Source organism: Acinetobacter ursingii DSM 16037 = CIP 107286, assembly GCF_000368825.1.
GTDB classification, from domain to species: Bacteria; Pseudomonadota; Gammaproteobacteria; order Pseudomonadales; family Moraxellaceae; genus Acinetobacter; species Acinetobacter ursingii.
In genome coordinates, this window is record NZ_KB849715.1 from 107,545 (window position 1) to 125,427 (window position 17,883).

Consider the following 17,883-nt stretch of genomic DNA (forward strand, 5'->3'; position numbering starts at 1 on the left):
ATTCTGTTTTATTCAGCATCAGATTGGTTATATTTTTTGGCAATTTCTGCGCGTTGTTGCTGATATTGACGCTGATTTTCTGCATCGCTTTTTGCTGCCCAAAAAGCCATTCCAATAAGAAAAAATAGAAAACATAACCCCAATCCCATAAAAAATAATGCTTTACGATGATGAGCTTCTAACATTTAACTACTCTTATCTGGATAATAAACTGCATCACTATAGCAAAAATCACAATTAAATAATGTGAAAGTCCAATCTATTTTTAATTTTTTCCCATAAAAAAAACCTCGATAAATCGAGGTCTTTTTATACTTAAAGTATTAGAAGCGGTAACCGATACCCACGTAAGTCACGATTGGATTGATTTCAATTTCACTTTGACCTGATACAACTTTCGCACCACCTAAAGTGCTAGAGGTAATATCTAATTTAGCAGTTGTTTGAAGATGTGCATAAGATACAGAAGCTGTCGCAAACCAGTCTTTATTAAAATTATAGTCTGCTCCAATGGTTGCAATTGGAGCAACCGCATCATCAATATCAACTTTTGATACAGCTAAACCGAAATTACCACCCGCTGCTGCAATTGCTTTAGCCACTTGTGGATTAGTCAATGCTAAATATCCTGAAACTGCCTGACCACTTGGAGTACCTAGATAACTCGTCATAGAAGCATTTAGAGCAGGATTGACTGAGCCATTAAGTTTGAAATTTGAGAAATGAGCATACATGATACCTGCGCCAACAAATGGACGAAATTTACTATTTACAGTCCCAAACTGATACTTAGCCAATAATGCAGGTGTATATGCATCCACATCCCCTACTTCACCAATATTTCCAAGATTTACTGATGGACCTGCAAGTGTATTATTGCCTAGACTAATACTTTTTAGAATTGTGCCTTTTCCATCAATTTTCATTTTCGGTGGATAGCCACCCACAAATTCTAAAGATACATTATCATTTACATAGTAATCAAACAGAATTGCGCCAGTATCAGCATCGTCAATCTCAAAGCCTGCATCTGGATCAGAAGTTGAGATTTTTGAACCTAAATTTAAACTTCCTGCAACACCTTGTTTCTCACCTTGAGGCATGATGTGCATCCAGCCTGCTGAAACCCCAATAGTTTTACCGTCAGAAGTTGCTGCGTGTGTTGCAAAGCTTGTAGCAAGTAATGCTACTGGTAGGAGTGCTGTTGTTAATTTTCTCATGGGAAATCCTATCAATTTGTCGTAAATACGATAAGGTCTAAGGCGTCCAAACCTTATTGTTTGACAATTATTAGAATAAATACTTAAAAGATCAATACAGATTTATAACTTAACCAGTTCATTTCTTATAATTGCATGAATTTTATTAAAATTATTTTTATCAATATCAACATAACACCTCAAATTTTATTCACTAAAAAGGCAAGTAATAATCAATTACGACTTACCTATATTTTAAAAAATGAGTTACCTTAAAAATAAATTAAATAATCAAAAATTAACTTTATAAGATAGTAATGAATATATCTAAACTTGCTTGATTCAAAGCATCATCATTTTACTGATTGTTAAGCTTTTAAATACTCAACTATTAATTTTATCCAATTTTCGATCTTTTAAACTGAGTCGACCTCGAACCACATCTGAAAACATTTTCCAGTCTGAAATAAAACTATAAAGTGGCTGCTTAAAACTGGCAGGTTTATTTTTTTCAAAAACAAAATGTCCAATCCACGCACAGGCATAACCTGAAAATAATCCATAAGCAATGTACCTCGGTTGACGCTTACGAATTGCTTTACTCAAAAAATAGAGCCCTACACTACTTCCCGTAACATGTAAACGACGGCTTAAAATATTGCGATGTTCGGTGAGATAGAAGTGATAAAATTCCTGATAATTTCTAATGGGTAATTGAATATTTAGGTTGCTGTTGGAATTTTTTTGAAACTTTACTGGCGCATTCATGGTCATCATCCTGAGACTATTTATTCCTGACTTTACCTGAAAGCTCAATCTTTAAAAAGCCTGTTTTCTGGTAATATGAAATGGAGTAATAGAACATGTTAGATGTATTCTGATATACAACGATCAAAGCTAACCTCATGAAATCTTACAATTTCAAAACAGCTTTTAATGTTATGCTTAAGCAAAATTAAACCATTAAAATCTAAAGAAGTTTTAGGAGTAAGCGCATGGTCGAAATTGAACTAAAATTTCAGCTTCCTGAGAGTAAGAAAAAAAGTGTATTGCAAGCACTAAAGCCCAAAACTGCCCAAAAAATTCGTTTACAAGCCAAGTACTATGACACGACTGAACGTTTACTTGCGCAAAATCATATGGCTATTCGGTTACGTCAGGAAGGTGATCATTGGGTACAAACTTTTAAAGCTTCGGGTAAAAACCATTTGGAACGCATTGAACATGAAGTTCATTTAGGTCAATGTGATATTGAACCCGAATTAAATCTTGAGCTATTTTCTGAAAATAAAGTTGTTAAAGATTTACTTGACCAAGTATTAGGTGAACAACAGCAGTTAATGCTGCAATTTAAAACAGATGTTCAGCGTACTTTTAAAATTTTTTCCATTGATGAAACAGACATTGAAGTTTGTCTGGATGATGGCATCGTTTCCGCAGCAGAGCTATCCGAAAAAATTTGCGAAGTTGAGTTTGAGTTAAAGCAAGGTTCACCCGAACAATTGATTTTATTTACCCAAGAATGGGTGAAAAAATATCAGCTTTGGCTCGATGTGCGTAGTAAAGCTGAACGGGGTAATTTATTGTCAATTCAACAAAAAGCATCTCCTGCGGTGAAAGCCAAAAGTTTGATATTAAGTAAAAAAGATTCCCCAGATGCCGCCATACGAAAAATGGTGTCAAATACATTGCAACAGTTATTACCCAATGTCGCAGTGATTGCAGATGGGTTTGCTGATCCTGAACACATTCATCAGGCACGTATCGCGATTCGACGTATGCGTAGTATTTTTAAAAGTTTTAAATCTTGGTCAGAAGATATTGATCCTTTATGGGAGCCGCAGCTTAAGCAAATTTTTCAGGCGCTTGGGACAACTCGTGATTTAGACGTGGTTCGGGATGAAATATTGCCTGAATTATTAAAAGCAGACGCGCCTTTTCAAAATTTACCTGAAACGGCAATAATAGATGAACAGCTTCATCTACTTTTTCAAAAAACAGAAACCATGTGCTTGCTGCTACAACTTTTAGCATTTAGTTATCACGAGCAAACAAATCATAAAGAATCATCAAAACTCAAGAAAAAAATCGAGAAGTCATTGAACCAATTGCATCAGAACATCATTCATGATGCTGATCATTTTAGTCAACTTGAAGTTGAAGCAAGACATCGTACCCGTAAACGGTGTAAACGATTACGTTATTGCATTGAGTTTGTTTCAAGCTTATATGATGGAAAATCGGTAAAAAAATATCTAAAACAATTGCAAGCTGTTCAAGACAAACTTGGTTTATATAACGATTTACACGTGACTGAGCAGGTCTTTAGTCAATCTGCCGATCAACAAGCTGAATACTGGTTTGCCGTGGGTTGGAGTAAAGCGAAACAGCAGCAACTTTTACATGAGTCCGAACAAGCATTGAAGAAATTGGCAGACATTAAAGTGTTTTGGTAAGTTAATGAGATCTAAGTTTTAGACTTAGGTCTCATGTTTATATTAACGATGCTTAGCAAAGACTTTCCAGACGCCATTGTCTGCAATTGGGTCTTGATAACTATCACTACGTTGTTTTCTTGGTTTTTCACGGGCATCGACCAGTTTAAAATGCGGCTCAACCCCTAAAATAATACCATTTACATAAAATCGAGTACGGGTATAGTCACTTTGCCCATGCTGGAAAACATAAGTTCTTAAATCAATAAATTCGCGATGAGCCACTAAAGCGGCTGTGTCATCGTTTTCCAGCCATTGCTGCATAGCAAAAATTTGATCTGTGTCAAACTGTCCACATTTTTCGATTAAGCTGGCAACACCTCTAAAGGTCTTGGATTCTTTCGCCCGAGTTTTATTAATCCGAATCCGATCAACATGAAAGAAGAATAGTGGTAAATTTAAATGGCTAGGTAAATGAATTGCATCTAAGACTTCATCTTGCATAAAAGGCTGGCATAGCGCTTGTGCCCTTTCAATCAATTCTTTCCATTGAAGATAATATTGTTCAACTTCATTTTGCAAACCATAATAAATCGGTAAACCTTCGACATGCTCCAGATGTTCAGGTGGCCAACTATGCTGACGCAATACAGCGATGTCCGTTTTTAAACGTTGAATGGCGATTGCATCTTGCATAAAGCACCTGTTTTAAATTTACTTAGGCTATTTTAAGCCTAGATCAAAGGTTTAGTTTATGCAAGGCTTTCACGTATAATAGCTGCATTCGTTTGTGTTGGAAAAAGCCATGTCTCAAAAAATTGATGCCACTGATATCACTGAAGAAGAAGCTTTAAATGCAGTTTTTTTTGAGCGTGCTGATGAGTTTATTAAACTTGCCAATGAGTTTTGCCGCCCTAAGAAGGGTGAAAAACCAAATCCTGCCGAAGTTCGCGGTCAGGTCAGTGCAGCCATGTTATTTGGAACAGCGCGTTTTAATACTTGGGTTGCTGCCAATAACTTTAAAGATGGCAATGAAATGCGTGATGCCAAACAACAAGTGATGTCATATGTTTTGCAACAGTTCCAAATGATGCTTGAAGATAATTATGACGAGTATTGCGAACAGTTTGATAACTATTTACGCTTTCGTGAAAATGAAGAATTTCATACGCATAAGCATGATCATAAACACGATCACAACCATTGAGAAAAAGCCCTTACGGGCTTTTTTTATGTCTTTTATTTTAAGATTTCTTTCATCAATTCTTTTATTTTTGTTTGGGAGACAATAAAGACAATCTAAACAGTGATGAAAGAAGTCTATAAAATTTAGTGATCAATTTTACGATCCCAAACAATTTTTTTAACGACATTATTCACGATGGTCACTGTATAATAGGTATTATCAATCAAATAGATATAATCGACTGCGGTTAATTTTTTGCGATTTTCTTCCCACTCATAACTGCGCTGAGAAACAGGCGCTTGCTGCATTTTTTGCATTAGATTAGCGTAACTATCCCCAAGATAAACCAAGCTTCCATTTTGACTGCGAACTGTACTGGTTTCTGTACTGGCTAAAACAAGGGCTGGACTGCCCAATAATGTAATTAATGCAATGATAACGAACGATCTTGTGCTTTTATTCAACATGATTTTACCTTTATTTTGAACTTTTATATTTTCAACAAAATTAACATAGCCTTTTTTTTACTATTGAGTCAAATCCAAATCCACATTTATAAAAAAGCTGCCAAACCATCTACTCCTAAAACTTAGGCAGATGGATTGGGCAGCCCATTGAACAATTAAATTTTATGGTTTGTTTACAGTTTGACCATATTGATCAGCCATGACCTCAACAAAGTGATCGAGCTTGATGTATTTTTTAATCACAGCATCAATATCCGCCTTGCTTAACTTAGCAATATCTCGATCACGTTGTCCTCGATCCAGCATATTTTTACCACGTTCTAACTGACTATTCAGCATACGATGAATACTGCGTTCATCCTCAAGCGTAGTCACTCGTTTTTTCAAAATATCAGCCTTGGCAGATTCTAATTCTTGTTCGGTGACTCCACTTTGCAATAACTTTTGCAAGACATGATGCACCGTTTGAGAAACTTGCTCACCACGCCCTGCAGTATAGTTAGCTTCAATGGTTAATGCACCCACATTGGTGCCACTATCCAATTGCAAATCGCTACCAAAGCCATAAACCAGCGCATTTTTCTCACGAAGCTCCTGCCCTAAACGTGAAGATAATTGTGATTGACCTAAAATATTGGTAAAGACAATCAACGCTGGTGCATCGGGATGATCCACCCCCACAGGGAAAGTCAAAATACTTTGATAGTTTCCAAATTCGCGTTGTTCAGACAAGGCATGTATTTTCTGAGCAGGATAATCTGTATCTGTCGATAAAATTTTCTGATAAGGCTGTGAACTTGACCAAGAACCAAATGATTGAGCGATGAATTGCTGCATTTTTTTAGCATCAAAATCGCCTGTAATTGCAATTTGGGCATGATTCATGGCAAAGAATTGATTATAAAGCTGTTTGACTTGTGCCTGCGTCGCTTGATTAAGCTGCTTTTTTGCAAATTCAGGTTCAAAGTGGTAACGCAAATCGCCCGGTTGATAAATTTCAATAAGTCGTGCCAAATTCAAAGCAGCTACTGTCTCAGGTTCAGTATATGGACGATCCAGACTGGCCAAGCTTTGTGACTTAATCAAATCAAACTGGGTTTGCTCAAAACTTGGATGTTTCATCACCTCGACCACAAATTTAAAAAAGTCTTCAAATTTGTCTTTACGCGCTTGAATATTAATGGTCATCCCATTATCTGCACTGGTCGCTGTCGCAGCACCGCCCGCTTCAATCGATTTATCAGCAACTTGCTGTAAAGTATATTTGTCTGAACCACGCAGCAACAAATAAGAAGTTAAATCCAGCACTGTACCTTTATCAAATAGAGATTTTTCCGTACCAAAATCAAGCGTGATCGTAGCGTAAACACGATCATCTCGGGTTTGTGTTGGGAACAACGCATATTGCATACCGTTTTTAAGTTTACCGCGTTGAATTTTTTTCTCAGTATTTTGTAAATAATCTGCCGATGATTTTACATATTGACTGACTTCCTGCTTATAAATACTGACATCTTTTAAAGGTTCTTCAGCAGCTTGTTGTTGATCTAGCGTTTTGGGTTTTTCCTGCTGCTTTTTTTGTTCCAGTGCCTTTTTCTGTTCTTCTGGGGTGGGTTTAATATCCCCCGCAATACGATGTTCAGGCGTTAAAAACTGTTTTAAAGTTTGATTAACCTCATTCACATTGAGTTTCTGCACCGCATCCAGATCATTAAAATATTGCCCCCAATTACCTTTTGAGGAGACAATATAATCACTCAAACGCGAACCCAAAGCAGTCGCGTCATTCATGATCAGATCTGCCTGATTTTGCATCAGAGTTTTGACACGTTTTAACTCAATGTCGTCAAATGCTTTGCCATTTTCCACCTGAGAAATCAGGGTAGATTCGACTTTTTTCTCATCATTATTCGGCGCATAAATTGCACCTAAAAACACAAGGTTAAAATCCTGATCTAACCATGTAGTCGACTGAACTGCTGTACTGATCCCCGTTTCAACTAATCCCTGATATAAATGTCCACTCGGTTGCATGGTATAAAGTAACGGCGAAAGTGCCAATGCAGGTTGGATTTTCTGATTTTGTCCATTCATATAAATATGAAACTTAGCCAAATCACTGCCCTTTTGAACTAAAAAGTTGCGTGGATTGATTCTACTTGAATCCAGTTTTGGCACTTGTACACTGGCAGGAATCGTACGTGCAGCAATTGGGCTAAAGTTTTTATCAATATTCTTCAACACTTCTGCTTTGTCAAATTTCCCTGAAATGACCATTACAGCATTATTAGGCGCATACCATGTTCGATAAAACTTATTGACTTCATCCAGTTGAATCGATTTGAGCTCGGGTAAATCGCCAATCGGTAAACGACCTAAATATTGATTGCCATACGCCGCTTTAAACATTTGATCCATCAGCACTGAAAATGGCTGATCCATGCGGATTTCACGTTCGCGTTTGACGATTTCAATCTCAGAAGGTACAAATTTTTTCTGTAATACCAATTTATCCATTCGTTGCGATTCTAAATATAGAATTTCATTTAAGGCTTGTGGCTCGGGACGTACAATATTGGTATAACGTGTAGAATAATATTCTGTACTGGCATTGGTCATGAGTGTGTACTGATCAAGCCTACGTTGAAACTCATCCCCTTTTACATCCTGCGTGCCCTTAAATGCCAAATGCTCCAAAAGATGTGCCAGTCCTCCCTTGCCTTTTGGATCATTTAAAGAACCTGTAAAATAAATGGTGTTTACAAAGACTTTATTTTCTTTATTGTTTGGGGCAAGAACGACCCGAAAACCATTATCCAGCTTATATTCTTCGATATTCTTTTCGCTTTTGACCAATACGGTTTGTGACCAAGCAGTTGCGCTTAAACCAAGAAAACACAACGAAAGAGTAAGTTGTTTAAACCGCATTAACATAAAAATTCCAAAAATTAATTAAGTCATATGAATTATTTGAACGCCGTTATAGTATGAAAATCCACAATATTTTTATAGTGAAGTTTTGAAAACGCGGCTACTCTTCACCACGTAATTTTAAATTCTGCTGGATATATAGACCACAATTTCCAGAAAACAAATAAGCCAACAAACAGGTAATGACTGCGTACTGCGCGATATCTGCTCCAAACAACTCAATTGCCAATACGATAGACGTCAGTGGTGCTTTACTTGCACCAGCAAATAAACTCACTAATCCCAAACCTGCAAGCAATGAAATCGGTAGAGGTAAAAACTGACCTAAGGCGTTGCCAAAAGTTGTACCAACAAAAAATAGTGGCGTAATCTCCCCACCTTTAAAACCTGAACCGAGGGTGGTTGCGGTAAAAATGATTTTTCCAAGAAAATCAGTTACAGGTAAATCGATATAAAATGAGGAGATAATACTACCAACACCTAGACCATTAAATTTTTGATGCCCCACGATAATCGTCATCAACATAATTAAAATACCGCCCACCATCGGTCTAAATGGCATAAAGCGCACGTAATGATTGAGTTGTTTACTGACGAATAAAATAGAAGCAATAAAAATACGAGCCACAAATCCAAATAATAATCCCGCGACAATCAGGCTTGAGATGGTGGTGAAATTAAAATCTGGGAAACTCGAAACAACATAATACTGATGAGGATGACTAATATGAAATAATTCAGGAATCTGCGAGGCAACCAGTGCAGAAACAAAACAAGGAAACACCGCAGAATAACGCAATTTGCCTAATGCAGTAATTTCTAAACCATAGATTGCCCCAGCCAATGGCAGCCCAAAAATAGCAGCAAAACCTGAACCAATACTGGCAATCAGAAATATTTTTCGGTTATCTCCAGGCACTCTAAACGCTTGGGTAATATGATCGGTCAATGCACCCGATAGTTGTACCGCAGGCGCTTCGCGTCCAGCAGAACCGCCAAAAATTTGCGTCAAGATTGCTGTAAAAAAAACCAGAGGTGTCATTCGTTTGGGAATAAAAGCCCGAGGGTGATGAATTTCATCAATCAGCAAATGAGTTCCCTTCTCAATCGGCGTCCCATAGTAATAAAACAAATATCCAATCAATAAGCCAATAAACGGTAAGAAATAGACCAACCATGGATAACTGATTCGAGTTTGATTGGCAAGATCAAAGCAGACAAAAATAAGACTGGATGACAAGCCTGAAATTAACCCAATCATCACAGAAGCAACCACCCAGTACGCTGTGTAACGAATGATCTGTGTGTACTCAGAGGACGGGAAAACTTTCATAAATACTTGCGTCTATAGCTATTGTATTAAAGTGGAAATATATCGCTATTATGATTTGACGACATGAAAATAAGCTTAACGCGTGGCAGCAATTTATTCCACTTGAAAAAAGAATGTATTTTTATAATGCATGAACTTCGATCTCACTTTGCATATATAACACCGCATATCCCGCTATTTCAATTCGATCATTTTCTAAAAGACGACTATATAACACACCACCTCGTTTTGAAGCTTGATAAGCAATCAGCTCAGTTTTATTCAATTGATCTGCCCACAAAGGGACAATTGCAGTATGAATTGAACCTGTGACTGGATCTTCATCGATACCAATCGCAGGTGCAAAATAACGTGATACACAGTCATATTCGATACTATCCGATGCGGTGATCGCAACATCCAATGTTGAACTTGTAATTGCAGTACGCATTTTACCCAATGTCTTGAGCTTGACTAAATCAGGTTGTTCATCCAAGACATCCTGTACGCTTTCGTACTGCACAATATAAGCTTGCGGATTGGCATATACCGCTTTAAATGGTTTTGACAATGCTTCATCTAAAATAGCTGGATACTCACTTAACTTTTCAGCACGGCGAATTGGAAAATTCATCAAGATTTTGCCATCTTCCGCTTGAGTCACGATAAAAATGTCTAAATCTTTAACATGGAATTGTAGCGTTGTTGCCTGAGTATAATTTCTAAATAGTACAAATGCACTTGCAAGGGTTGCATGACCACAAAAAGCCACTTCATCCATCGGTGAAAACCAACGAATTGCATAGTTTTCATCATCAAGTTTTTTTACAAACGCCGTTTCAGATAGATTATTTTCAAAAGCAATCGATTGCATCAGTGCTTCATCAGGCCAAGCTTCTACCACCAAAACCGCAGCAGGATTTCCTTTGAATAATTGCTGGGTAAAAGCATCGACCTGATACATTTTCATTCTAGATTTTTCCTTGTTTTAAATTTTGAGTTTAACCATGACTCAGCTCAGAATCATCGTCACTGTTTAAAATATCTTTATTGGTTTGATGCATCAATTGACTGGTGATGGTACCTGCGGTCATTGAACCATTCACATTTAATGCGGTACGTCCCATATCAATTAACGGTTCAATCGAGATCAAAAGTGCAACCAAAGTCACGGGCAAACCCATGGCAGGCAATACAATCAATGCCGCGAACGTTGCACCGCCACCCACACCAGCGACTCCAATCGAACTTAAAGTGACAACCAAAATCAGCGTTGCAATCCATAAAGGATCAAAAGTATTAATTCCTAAAGTTGGGGCAACCATCGTTGCCAGCATCGCAGGATACAAACCTGCACAACCATTTTGACCTATGGTCGCACCAAAAGATGCTGAAAAACTGGCAATTGACTCAGGTACACCTAAACGCTGCGTTTGTGCTTCAATATTTAAAGGAATACTTGCCGCACTGGAACGACTAGTAAATGCAAAGGTTAAAACTGGCCAGACTTTTTTAAAGAAGCGGAGTGGATTAATCCCTGATAGCGATAATAAAATGCCGTGCACTGCAAACATAATCGCTAAACCCAGATAAGACGCAATCAAAAATCCACCCAGCTTTAAAATGTCCGCCATATTTGAGCCTGCAACGACTTTGGTCATTAACGCAAATACACCATAAGGGGTTAAAGTCATGACCAAACGCACAAGCTTCATGATCCAACCTTGTAAAGATTCGATTCCGCGTAATACACGTTGTCCCTTTTCTGGCTCGTCTTTTAGCAGCTTTAATGCGGCCACCCCTAAGAAAGCAGCAAAGATCACTACACTAATAATGGATGTCGGATTTGCACCGGTTAAATCTGCAAAGGGATTGGTAGGAATAAATGACAACAATAACTGTGGTACATTTAAATCCGTGACTTTAGCGATATAATCACTATGCAGTGCTGATAATCGGGCTGTTTCCTGTGTGCCTTGCACCAAACCATCAGCTGTTAAGCCAAATAAATGAGTTACGCCGACACCGACAAAAGCGGCTATTGCCGTAGTAAACAACAAAATCCCAATGGTATAAAAACTAATTTTGCCCAACGAACTGGCATTATGCAGTTTAGCCACAGCGCCTAAAATCGAGATAAAAACCAAGGGCATCACTACCATTTGCAACAGTTTGACGTAGCCATTACCCACGATATTAAACCATTGCATGGATGCGCTAATCACTGGACTCGACTCACCGTACACCAGTTGTAGACCCAATCCAAACAACACCCCCAGCAACAAACCTGCGAGGACTTTTTTTGACAAACTCCAGTGAGTTTTATGCGTCCGCGTCTGTAAAATAATTAATCCAATAAAAATAATAATATTGATCAGCAAGGGCCAGTTCATTCAGACACCTGAAAGTTGACAAAAATCGTTGGTAATATTGGAGCATAGATAGCTGTTACGAAACTAGCCCCTCATGATTTAATTGGTTAGACAGTAACGCCTATGTTTATAGTTTTTACTTCTAAGCATTTTATTTAAATGAATTTGTTAAAATATAACATGACTGATTTATTTAGCATCCAATACTCAACTTCTTTCATTCTTCCCTTTTAATTTGCCCTATGGGAGGAAAATAAAGGGGGGGGTTAAACAATGATGAAAGAAGTCTACTATTTCAACACATGATGAAGTCCAAAAAATTAACCTCTCTAGGATGAGAGGTTATTTTCAAACTATTCATCATCCATATGCTGGATAATCGCATTTGCAAATTCAGAACAACGCAATAGTGTTGCGCCTTGCATGAGTCGTTCAAAATCATAGGTTACGGTTTTTGCAGCAATTGCAGCAGAAATCCCTTTGATAATTAAATCCGCAGCTTCTGTCCAACCCATATCACGTAACATCATTTCAGCCGAAAGAATAATCGAACCCGGATTGACTTTATCCTGACCTGCATATTTCGGCGCTGTGCCATGCGTTGCTTCATAAACCGCAACAGCTCCGCCAATATTTGCACCTGGCGCAATTCCAATCCCACCCACTTCAGCAGCTAAGGCATCGGAAATATAATCGCCATTTAGATTTAAGGTTGCAATCACAGAATAATCGCTAGGACGTAACAAAATTTGTTGCAGAAAAGCATCGGCTATCACGTCTTTAATAATAATGTCTTTGCCAGTTTTAGGATTTTTAATTTTTACCCAAGGTCCGCCATCAATGAGTTCACCACCAAAGCGCTCAATGGCGAGTTCATAGCCCCATTCTTTAAATGCACCTTCGGTATATTTCATGATGTTGCCTTTGTGTACCAAAGTCACATTTGGCTTGTCATGATCAATCGCAAACTGAATCGCTTTGCGCACGAGACGCTGTGTACCTTCTTTAGATACAGGTTTGACCCCAATACCGCAACTTTCAGGGAAACGAATTTTGGTCACGCCCATTTCTTCTTCAAGAAACTTAATTATTTTTTTAGCTTCAGGTGAGTCTGCTTTCCATTCAATCCCTGCATAGATATCTTCTGAATTTTCACGAAAGATCACCATATTGGTCTGTTCGGGATGTTGAACAGGACTCGGAACTCCTTTAAACCAGCGAACAGGTCGGATACAGACATACAAATCCAATTCCTGACGCAAAGCGACATTCAGTGAACGAATACCCCCACCCACTGGCGTCGTGAGCGGACCTTTGATAGAAACGACATATTCACGTAATGCTTCAAAAGTTTCTTCGGGCATATACGTGCCATAAATAGTATTTGCTTTCTCGCCGCAGTATACTTCCATCCATTCGATTGAACGCTTGCCACCATACGCTTTTAGCACAGCAGCATCTACCACTGCTCTCATAGCTGGTGTAATATCCACACCAATACCGTCCCCCTCAATGAAAGGAATGATTGGATGGTTTGGAACATTGAGTGATAAGTCTGCATTGACTGTGATTTTGTCACCATCCGCTGGAACCACGATCTTTTGATAACCCATTGTCTAGGTTCTCCCTTTTTAAACTGGCGAATCACGTGTGCCCCTAAGGACATACGTTAAAGTTTATTTTTTAATCGCTAATAGTCTAATCCAAAACAGGTTTTTTTGAGATTTTAAGGTTGAATAACTACATTTCTCCATTAAATAAAAACCTTTTATTAACGGTGATGACCAATAACCAAAGTAGTTTATTGATATGAAAATTGTTGTTTTTAATAAGCCTTATGATGTCTTATCCCAGTTTCGGGAGGATAGTGCGCATTTAACTGTTTCAAGTTTTATTCATGATCCTGAATTACGTATTGCAGGACGTTTGGATTTAGATTCAGAAGGTTTAATGTTTTTAACTGATCATGGTGGTTTAAATCAGTTCATTACTCATCCAAGTAATAAAAAATATAAAACTTATCTGGTTCAGGTGGATGGAGATATCACTGAAGAAGCATTGCAACAATTACGTAAAGGCGTAGAGCTGGCTGATGGTCTCACCTTACCTGCCACTGCAATTAAAGTCTCAGAGCCAGATTGGCTATGGGAACGTAACCCGCCTGTACGCTTTCGTGCCAATATTCCAACCTCTTGGGTTGAAATTTCAATTTGTGAAGGACGCAACCGTCAGGTACGTCGTATGACGGCTACTGTTGGCTTTCCTACTTTACGCTTGATTCGTACCAAAATTGGTTCGATTGATTTGGTTCGACTAGGTTTGCAACCCGGTGAACAAACTGAGATTGAACCACTACTTTATCCTGACTTTAAGGATGTGCCAGAGGATAAACCTTATCGTTCGCGCTCTTATGTTAAAAAACCGGGTGGCACTGGCGGTAAACCGATGCAGCATAAGCATAAAGATGCAGATAAAAAAGATCCGAATAAGAAAAAGTCAGGAACTAAGCGTATCTGGCAGATGGATGAAAATGAGAAGCCGCGTCGTAAGACCAATGGTACCACTCGCCCAAATACCAAAGCGCCGCGTGGTCGTAACCGTAATGGTCGTTGAGGTTTAGTTATGAATAAAAGCTCACGAAAGTGGGCTTTTTTTATATCCCCATACAAAACCAAAAACGATAAAAAAACCGATGCTTTTGCATCGGCTTTTTTTCACAATACGGGTAAAATAACCCATATTATTTTGACTTAAATCGTTTCTAGCGCGGCATTCAATGTAGAACTTGGACGCATTACTGCTTCTACTTTCGCTGGATCAACCGCATAGTAACCACCGATATCAGCAGGTTTACCTTGAACTGCTGCGAGCTCTGCAACGATCTTATCTTCGTTATCAGCCAAAGCTTTCGCAAGTGGTGCAAACTTGGCTTTTAACTCAGCATCGTCATCTTGAGCAGCAAGTGCTTGAGCCCAGTACAATGCTAAATAGAAATGGCTGCCACGGTTATCAATCTCGCCAGTACGACGTGATGGAGACTTATCGTTGTCCAGTAATTGACCCGTTGCTTGATCTAAAGTTTTAGCCAGTAACTTGGCACGTTCGTTGTTTTCCTTGATACCTAACTCTTCAAGAGAAACAGCAAGCGCAAGGAACTCACCTAAAGAATCCCAACGCAAGTGATTTTCTTCAACCAACTGCTGTACGTGTTTTGGTGCTGAACCACCCGCACCAGTTTCGTACATACCACCGCCCGCCATTAACGGAACGATAGACAGCATTTTCGCAGAAGTACCCAGTTCCATAATTGGGAATAGGTCTGTTAAGTAATCACGTAAAATATTACCTGTTACAGAAATCGTATCCAAACCACGTGCCACACGTTCAAGCGTGTAACGCATTGCTCGGACTTGCGACATAATCTCGATATCAAGACCTGCTGTATCATGATCTTTTAAGTATTTTTCAACTTTTTTGATCAATTCATTTTCGTGTGGACGGTATGGGTCAAGCCAAAAAATAGCAGGCATACCCGAGTTACGCGCACGAGTAACAGCAAGTTTTACCCAATCACGAATCGGTGCATCTTTAACCTGACACATGCGCCAGATATCGCCTTCTTCAACATTTTGAGACAGTAAAACTTCACCTGTTTCAAGGTCAGTAATATTGGCAACACCCGCTTCAGGAATTTCAAAGGTTTTATCGTGAGAACCGTATTCTTCCGCTTTTTGTGCCATCAAACCTACGTTTGGCACTGTACCCATGGTACGTGGGTCGAAGTTACCATGCCATTTACAGAAATTAATCATTTCCTGATAAATACGCGCGAAAGTTGATTCTGGCATCACCGCTTTAGCATCATACTGCTTACCATCTGCACCCCACATTTTACCACCAGCACGAATCATGGCAGGCATAGAAGCATCAACAATAATATCGTTTGGTGAATGGAAGTTGGTGATGCCTTTGGCTGAGTCTACCATTGCAAGTGCAGGACGGTGTTCCTGACATGCATGTAAATCTTCAATAATTTCTTCACGTAATGAGGTCGGCAAAGTTTCGATTTTTTCGTAAAGACCTGCCATACCGTTATTGACGTTAATACCTAATTCGTCAAATAACTTACCGTGTTTTTCAAATGCATCTTTATAATAAATTTTAACGCAGTGACCAAATACGATTGGATGTGACACCTTCATCATGGTCGCTTTCACGTGTAATGAGAACAAAATGCCCGCTTCACGACAGTCTTCAAGTTGTTTCTCATAAAAGTCGCAAAGTGCTTTTTTGCTCATAAACATAGAGTCAATGATTTCACCATCAAGCAAAGCGACTTCAGGTTTAAGTACAATGCTTTGACCGCTTTTGGTGATTAATTCCATTTTCACTTTACGCGCACGGTCCAGTGTCAATGATTTTTCACCATGATAGAAGTCGCCCTCTTCCATATGTGAAACATGCGTTTGAGACCATTGCTTCCATTCGCTCATTGAATGAGGATGTTTTTTCGCGTAGTTTTTTACCGCAGCAGGTGCACGACGGTCAGAGTTACCCTCACGTAATACAGGGTTTACCGCAGAACCTAAACATTTGCTATAACGTGCCTTGATCGCTTTTTCTTCGTCTGTGGTTGGGTTTTCAGGATAATCAGGAATTGCGTAACCTTTTGACTGCAATTCTTTAATACATGCAGTTAATTGACCCACTGAAGCACTAATATTTGGTAACTTGATAATGTTGGTATCTGGATCTTGGGTAAGACGACCAAGTTCTGCAAGATTGTTAGGTACTTTCTGCTCATCTTTTAAATATTCAGAGAACTCTGCGAGTACGCGTGCAGACACAGAGATATCGCTTTTGTCGATCTCAATGCCAGCTGGCTTGGTAAAAGTCTCAATGATTGGAAGCAGTGAGTAGGTCGCTAAAAGTGGCGCCTCGTCGGTCAGTGTGTAAATGATTGTTGACTTTCCACCAGCCATATATATCTCCTGCTTTGGATTGCGTTGTGAGGAATGAGCTTGTGACCCTCTCCTACGAACCGATTTGCTTAAATAAAACCCTGAGAGTATCGACTCTCATTGCATTTCAGTCAACGTAATATCTAGTGATAACGACATTTCGCCAGAAAATAGTAAAAGTAAATCTTCTCAGCAATATTCGTCAAATTTATTATTTTTTTCGTTTAAATAAACCGTTGTACCTCAATACAGGTCTTACATGAGGTCAAATCCCTATATTTCAATGAAGATAGCCTTATTTTTTTGAGTTAATTTTACATATTTTCTATCAAAATGAGATAAATAAATCGATAAAATAAAATTCTTTGTTATTTCTATGAGAAAAACTGTGTATAAAACAACACTTTTTGCACTCAGCCTGAGCGCTTCGAGTCTCGTATTTGCTCAAAATCCATTGAGTGTGCATGTACTTAATCTTGAAAATGGTCTGCCATCTGCTGATGTCAATGTTGTTCTGGAAGCTCAACAAGGTGAAAAGTGGGTGCAAATTAATCAGGGTAAAACCGATGAAAATGGACGTATCACTGCACTTTATCCAGATGAAAAAACTTTAGCTAAAGGAACTTATCGGGTGACATTCAAAACTGGGGATTGGTTTCGCGAACATAATCAACGTTCATTTTTTCCTGAAGTGCCCGTTGTATTTGTGATTGATGGAGCTGTAGATCATTATCATATTCCGCTCTTAATCAGCCCTTATGGCTATTCAACCTATCGTGGAAATTAATGATCATTAATGTGAAATAGCTGATGATGATTTGAGTGGGTGCAATCTTTTACCTATTAAAATGGAGAGATTGTTTCCCACATCATTTATAGGCATGAGTGATCCATTTGATCTAAATCGATAAAACTGCTGAAATTTACATCTCATTGATTTAATTTTAAACGCTTAATCTTATTTTATTGTTTTTATCATTAAAATCGTTTGACACCCTCCTCAAATCACCCTACTATACG

At 38.5% G+C, this 17,883-nt stretch carries 15 protein-coding genes; 4 read left to right on the forward strand and 11 right to left on the reverse strand.

Annotated features, from left to right (window positions below; all coding sequences use genetic code 11):
* Window positions 1-8: 8 nt before the first annotated feature.
* The 3 genes from F944_RS17055 to F944_RS03610 all read right to left on the reverse strand — a co-directional run bounded on the left by F944_RS17055 (window position 9) and on the right by F944_RS03610 (window position 1,967).
* Complete coding sequence (locus F944_RS17055; RefSeq protein WP_004987023.1) at window positions 9-185, reverse strand: hypothetical protein; 177 nt, start codon at window positions 183-185, stop codon at window positions 9-11.
* 138 nt (window positions 186-323) lie between these two features.
* On the reverse strand, window positions 324-1,220 hold the full coding sequence (locus tag F944_RS03605; protein WP_004987024.1) for an OmpW/AlkL family protein: 897 nt from the start codon (window positions 1,218-1,220) through the stop codon (window positions 324-326).
* Between the two features lie 363 nt (window positions 1,221-1,583).
* Window positions 1,584-1,967 carry an Mpo1-like protein gene (locus F944_RS03610; protein WP_004987025.1) on the reverse strand — a complete coding sequence of 128 codons (384 nt, stop codon included), beginning with the start codon at window positions 1,965-1,967 and terminating at the stop codon, window positions 1,584-1,586.
* A 227-nt stretch (window positions 1,968-2,194) separates the two neighbouring features.
* Between F944_RS03610 and F944_RS03615 the strand changes: the two genes are divergently transcribed.
* Entirely contained in the window at window positions 2,195-3,655 is a 1,461-nt protein-coding gene (locus F944_RS03615) for a CYTH and CHAD domain-containing protein (RefSeq protein ID WP_004987038.1), read from the forward strand.
* Between the two features lie 42 nt (window positions 3,656-3,697).
* Here the strand turns inward: F944_RS03615 and F944_RS03620 are convergent, their stop codons facing one another.
* A complete protein-coding gene (locus tag F944_RS03620; protein WP_004987041.1) occupies window positions 3,698-4,330 on the reverse strand; it encodes a hypothetical protein in 633 nt (210 codons plus the stop codon).
* A 109-nt stretch (window positions 4,331-4,439) separates the two neighbouring features.
* On the opposite strand from F944_RS03620, the gene F944_RS03625 reads away from it, so the two are divergent.
* On the forward strand, window positions 4,440-4,841 hold the full coding sequence (locus tag F944_RS03625) for a DUF3144 domain-containing protein (protein WP_004987043.1): 402 nt from the start codon (window positions 4,440-4,442) through the stop codon (window positions 4,839-4,841).
* A gap of 122 nt (window positions 4,842-4,963) precedes the next feature.
* On the opposite strand, the gene F944_RS03630 is transcribed toward F944_RS03625, so the two are convergent.
* The 6 genes from F944_RS03630 to icd form a co-directional block, all read right to left on the reverse strand.
* Complete coding sequence (locus tag F944_RS03630; protein ID WP_004987044.1) at window positions 4,964-5,287, reverse strand: hypothetical protein; 324 nt, start codon at window positions 5,285-5,287, stop codon at window positions 4,964-4,966.
* A 162-nt stretch (window positions 5,288-5,449) separates the two neighbouring features.
* The gene (locus tag F944_RS03635; RefSeq protein WP_004987045.1) at window positions 5,450-8,221 is read right to left on the reverse strand and encodes a M16 family metallopeptidase; all 2,772 of its coding nucleotides are present in this window, start codon (window positions 8,219-8,221) and stop codon (window positions 5,450-5,452) included.
* A 97-nt stretch (window positions 8,222-8,318) separates the two neighbouring features.
* The gene (locus F944_RS03640) at window positions 8,319-9,551 is read right to left on the reverse strand and encodes a voltage-gated chloride channel family protein (protein ID WP_004987052.1); all 1,233 of its coding nucleotides are present in this window, start codon (window positions 9,549-9,551) and stop codon (window positions 8,319-8,321) included.
* Window positions 9,552-9,672: 121 nt separating this feature from the next.
* Complete coding sequence (locus tag F944_RS03645) at window positions 9,673-10,500, reverse strand: PhzF family phenazine biosynthesis protein (protein WP_004987055.1); 828 nt, start codon at window positions 10,498-10,500, stop codon at window positions 9,673-9,675.
* 31 nt (window positions 10,501-10,531) lie between these two features.
* A complete protein-coding gene (locus F944_RS03650) occupies window positions 10,532-11,923 on the reverse strand; it encodes an L-cystine transporter (protein ID WP_004987057.1) in 1,392 nt (463 codons plus the stop codon).
* 332 nt (window positions 11,924-12,255) lie between these two features.
* On the reverse strand, window positions 12,256-13,515 hold the full coding sequence (gene icd, locus F944_RS03655; RefSeq protein ID WP_004987058.1) for an NADP-dependent isocitrate dehydrogenase: 1,260 nt from the start codon (window positions 13,513-13,515) through the stop codon (window positions 12,256-12,258).
* Window positions 13,516-13,711: 196 nt separating this feature from the next.
* On the opposite strand from icd, the gene F944_RS03660 reads away from it, so the two are divergent.
* The gene (locus tag F944_RS03660) at window positions 13,712-14,515 is read left to right on the forward strand and encodes an rRNA large subunit pseudouridine synthase E (protein WP_004987060.1); all 804 of its coding nucleotides are present in this window, start codon (window positions 13,712-13,714) and stop codon (window positions 14,513-14,515) included.
* Window positions 14,516-14,652: 137 nt separating this feature from the next.
* On the opposite strand, the gene F944_RS03665 is transcribed toward F944_RS03660, so the two are convergent.
* Window positions 14,653-16,884 carry an NADP-dependent isocitrate dehydrogenase gene (locus F944_RS03665; protein WP_004987064.1) on the reverse strand — a complete coding sequence of 744 codons (2,232 nt, stop codon included), beginning with the start codon at window positions 16,882-16,884 and terminating at the stop codon, window positions 14,653-14,655.
* Between the two features lie 355 nt (window positions 16,885-17,239).
* Between F944_RS03665 and uraH the strand changes: the two genes are divergently transcribed.
* Window positions 17,240-17,650 carry a hydroxyisourate hydrolase gene (gene uraH / locus F944_RS03670; protein ID WP_004987069.1) on the forward strand — a complete coding sequence of 137 codons (411 nt, stop codon included), beginning with the start codon at window positions 17,240-17,242 and terminating at the stop codon, window positions 17,648-17,650.
* Window positions 17,651-17,883: the final 233 nt, after the last annotated feature.

Coding starts and splice junctions, on each gene's coding strand:
- F944_RS17055 (WP_004987023.1), bottom strand. CDS start 185: ATGTTAGAAGCTCATCATCGTAAAGCATTATTTTTTATGGGATTGGGG.
- F944_RS03605 (WP_004987024.1), bottom strand. CDS start 1,220: ATGAGAAAATTAACAACAGCACTCCTACCAGTAGCATTACTTGCTACA.
- F944_RS03610 (WP_004987025.1), bottom strand. CDS start 1,967: ATGAATGCGCCAGTAAAGTTTCAAAAAAATTCCAACAGCAACCTAAAT.
- F944_RS03615 (WP_004987038.1), top strand. CDS start 2,195: ATGGTCGAAATTGAACTAAAATTTCAGCTTCCTGAGAGTAAGAAAAAA.
- F944_RS03620 (WP_004987041.1), bottom strand. CDS start 4,330: ATGCAAGATGCAATCGCCATTCAACGTTTAAAAACGGACATCGCTGTA.
- F944_RS03625 (WP_004987043.1), top strand. CDS start 4,440: ATGTCTCAAAAAATTGATGCCACTGATATCACTGAAGAAGAAGCTTTA.
- F944_RS03630 (WP_004987044.1), bottom strand. CDS start 5,287: ATGTTGAATAAAAGCACAAGATCGTTCGTTATCATTGCATTAATTACA.
- F944_RS03635 (WP_004987045.1), bottom strand. CDS start 8,221: ATGTTAATGCGGTTTAAACAACTTACTCTTTCGTTGTGTTTTCTTGGT.
- F944_RS03640 (WP_004987052.1), bottom strand. CDS start 9,551: ATGAAAGTTTTCCCGTCCTCTGAGTACACACAGATCATTCGTTACACA.
- F944_RS03645 (WP_004987055.1), bottom strand. CDS start 10,500: ATGAAAATGTATCAGGTCGATGCTTTTACCCAGCAATTATTCAAAGGA.
- F944_RS03650 (WP_004987057.1), bottom strand. CDS start 11,923: ATGAACTGGCCCTTGCTGATCAATATTATTATTTTTATTGGATTAATT.
- icd (WP_004987058.1), bottom strand. CDS start 13,515: ATGGGTTATCAAAAGATCGTGGTTCCAGCGGATGGTGACAAAATCACA.
- F944_RS03660 (WP_004987060.1), top strand. CDS start 13,712: ATGAAAATTGTTGTTTTTAATAAGCCTTATGATGTCTTATCCCAGTTT.
- F944_RS03665 (WP_004987064.1), bottom strand. CDS start 16,884: ATGGCTGGTGGAAAGTCAACAATCATTTACACACTGACCGACGAGGCG.
- uraH (WP_004987069.1), top strand. CDS start 17,240: ATGAGAAAAACTGTGTATAAAACAACACTTTTTGCACTCAGCCTGAGC.